General features: G+C 71.3%; 3 protein-coding genes and 1 pseudogene. 1 reads left to right on the top strand and 3 read right to left on the bottom strand.

The features are described from left to right. Positions 1-68 precede the first annotated feature (68 nt). Together ACFWOG_RS40615 and ACFWOG_RS40610 are read right to left on the bottom strand one after the other, a co-directional pair. The gene (locus ACFWOG_RS40615; protein ID WP_355405320.1) at positions 69-674 is read right to left on the bottom strand and encodes a flavodoxin family protein; all 606 of its coding nucleotides are present in this window, start codon (positions 672-674) and stop codon (positions 69-71) included. Between the two features lie 76 nt (positions 675-750). Then, positions 751-1,485, bottom strand: a complete 735-nt coding sequence (locus tag ACFWOG_RS40610; protein ID WP_380364757.1) for an alpha/beta fold hydrolase — start codon at positions 1,483-1,485, stop codon at positions 751-753. Between the two features lie 246 nt (positions 1,486-1,731). Between ACFWOG_RS40610 and ACFWOG_RS40605 the strand changes: the two genes are divergently transcribed. Continuing rightward, entirely contained in the window at positions 1,732-2,130 is a 399-nt protein-coding gene (locus ACFWOG_RS40605) for a winged helix-turn-helix transcriptional regulator (protein ID WP_380364755.1), read from the top strand. 39 nt (positions 2,131-2,169) lie between these two features. On the opposite strand, the pseudogene ACFWOG_RS40600 reads toward ACFWOG_RS40605, so the two are convergent. After that, positions 2,170-2,436 (bottom strand): annotated as a pseudogene (locus ACFWOG_RS40600) (carboxylate--amine ligase); the annotation flags it as partial.

Raw genomic sequence — 2,436 nt, 5'->3', positions numbered from 1 at the left:
CGGCATGACGGTGGCCGGCACCGAGTACTCGGTGCCGGCCACCGTCATGCCCGGGACGGGCCCCGGGCTCACTCGGCAGGGGCCGGCCAGGGGCGCCCGGTGAGGGCGGAGGCCACGTGGTGGAGGTTGGCGGCCATGGTGCGACCGGTGGAGTGGGCCCAGTCGTGGCCCTTGTCGTCGTCCAGGTAGTCGGGGCCGGGACCGGGGCCCAGGTGCCAGTAGGTCCAGGCCTGGGCGGGAATCGTGTAACCGATGTCGACCAGGCCGCCGGAGATCTCGCTGATGACGTGGTGGGCGCCGTCCTCGTTCCCGGTGACGACGACGCCGGCCACCTTGCCGTAGGCGACCGGCACTCCGCGGTCGTCCGTCTCGGAGATCATCGCGTCCATCCGCTCCAGGACGCGCTGCGCCACGGAGGACGGGCGGCCGACCCAGGTCGGGGAGGCGACGATCAGGATGTCGGCGGACGTGAGCTTGTCGTGCACGGGCGGCCACTGGTCTCCGTGGCCCATGTCCGTCCCCACTCCGGGCCGGATGTCCAGGTCGACGGCGCGGACGGTTTCCACCTCCACACCGAGGCTGGTGAGTTCGTTCGCGACGACGTCGGCCAGGGCCTCGGTGTTCGACGGCTCGGGGGACGGTTTGAGGGTGCAGTTGATGACGAGAGCTCGCATGGGCCCCCGCCTACCCCGCCCGGAGTCGGGTATGGCCCCCGGGCGGTCGATTCATCCGGACGGCGGCCCCGCCGCGTCAGACGCTTCTTTGCAGCAGGTCGCTGAGCTCCACGGGCTTGGTGATCATGGAATTGTGGCCGGTCTCCACCTCGTAGACGCGAGACGGCCGGCCGTTGGGCTGGGTGTTCGGGACGGGTCGGCGCGTGACGCCATCGGGCTCGCTGCCGACGCAGAGAATGTGAACCCGGGGGATCAGCGCCTGCGCGGGGTTGTCCATCTCGGCCGGCTGCTGGAAGCAGAGGACCGACTCGTCCGAGAGCGTGGTCCTGAGCCAGGCGATGTCGCCGGGGTCGGTGACGCCGAACAGGCCGAGCGGCGGGCGGAACTCCGGCAGCGGCGGAATCCGCCAGGGCTGGGCACTGCCGGCGGCACCGTCGATCAGGACCTGGGTGAACGGCATGACATCGATGGCGTTCTCGCCGTGCGTCGGCACCATCGCGTCGATGTACACCAGGCGGGAGATGCGCTGGGGGACACGGTTCGCCACGCCGGAGATGACCATTCCCCCGTAGCTGTGCCCGGCGAGGACGACGTCGCCGAGGTCGTGGTCGAGGATGAGGCCGACGATGTCGTCGACGTGGGTGGTGAGCCCGGTCTCGGGGCTGAGCAGGTGCGCCTTGTCCCCGTGGCCGGTGAGGGACGGAGTGAAGACACGGTGGCCCCGCGCGGTGAGCAGCGGGGCGACGCGGTTCCACGACTGCCCGTCGTGCCAGGCGCCGTGGACGAGGACGTAGGTGGTCGAGTGGGACACGGATGCTTCCTTGGTGTGAGCGAGTGGTTCTGTCGGCAGGGTGGAGGTGCACGCGTGCGGGTGCGGAGCGGTGGACACCCCGGGCACGGGGCAGCCGAGTTGGCGGTTCAGCAGGGAAGGCGCCGTCTCGGGTCGTGCGAGTGGGGCGAGAGGATGCCGGGTTCGGCCTCGGCGCCCGTCGGGACGGTGCGCCGCATGTCGTCGACGTTAGGCGGCCGACAGGTACCTGTAGGTACCGTTCGGCTCATGAGTCTCCGTCCCGGAACCGTCTTCCTCTCCGACTGCCCCGCCCGCCTGGCCGTCGAGGTCATTGCCGGCAAGTGGGCCGTGGTCACCCTCTTTGCGCTGAGTGACGGGCCCTTGCGGCACGGCGAGTTGGTCGAGCTGATCGGCGGCGTCTCGCGCAAGGTGCTGACGCAGACGTTGCGCCGGCTCCAGGACCACGGGCTCGTCGAGCGGCGTACCTACGCCGAAGCGCCACCCCGCGTGGAATACGGCCTGACCGAGCTCGGGCGCACCCTGGAGGGGCCCATCGCCCTGCTGACCGAATGGGCGAGATCCAACGGTGAAGCGATCGTCGCCTTTCACGAGGCGGCCGAGACGGCTGAGGTGAAAGACACCTCGGACCGTGAGCGACGCCCCTGACCCGGGTCGCGGGCCGTGATCCCGCCGCTACCGTGCGGTTCAGGCCCCGGTGGTCTGGTCGGCGATCATCGCGAGGAGCTGCCGTCGGCCGTGCTCGCGCAGGACGCGGCGCTGGCGCACGGCGCCGTTGCCCTCGCGCAGCAGGCGCTCCAGCACCGGGACGACGTGGCGGTGTTCGCCGTCGGCCTCCAGAGCGGCGTCCACGTGCTCCAGGAGCGTCGCCGCCGCGGCGGCCGGGGCGACTAGGCGGCCGGCGAGGGGGTCGAACACGGTGCCGGTGCAGCCGTGGCGGGCGCCGTGCCAGAC

Source organism: Kitasatospora sp. NPDC058406 (assembly GCF_042722765.1).
GTDB lineage: Bacteria > Actinomycetota > Actinomycetes > Streptomycetales > Streptomycetaceae > Kitasatospora.
This window is presented reverse-complemented; position numbering and strand designations above follow the sequence as displayed.